This window comes from Pseudomonas sp. AC463 (genome assembly GCF_979253585.1).
Genome location: NZ_CEEDDZ010000561.1, coordinates 1 through 276, shown reverse-complemented (window position 1 = coordinate 276; position 276 = coordinate 1). Strand labels below are relative to the sequence as shown.

Below are 276 nucleotides of genomic sequence, written 5' to 3'. Positions count from 1 at the left end.
GCCGGACGCGTGCCAGGCATCGTTAAATTCCGACTGGGGGGAAGCGGGAGCGGTTCAAGGTTTTTACTGAGTGAATGGGGTGGGGGCCTGGGCCCATTCGCGACTACAGCAGCGACTTGAGGTAGTCACCGAAGCCGCCGCGGGTGCGGCAATCCAGCCGCGCACTGGTGTATACCTGCGGCAAGCTACTCCAGGCGATATGTGCGCCGATGCGTTCGAAAGCCGCTACCAGTTGCACGTCTTCATCGACCGGGATGGCCTTGAAGCCGCCGGCGC

The 276-nt window shown here is 63.0% G+C and carries 1 pseudogene; it reads right to left on the bottom strand.

Going from position 1 to position 276, the window contains the following annotated elements:
• Positions 1 to 103: 103 nt before the first annotated feature.
• Positions 104 to 276 (bottom strand): annotated as a pseudogene (locus tag AC0IYH_RS31420) (glycosyltransferase); the annotation flags it as partial.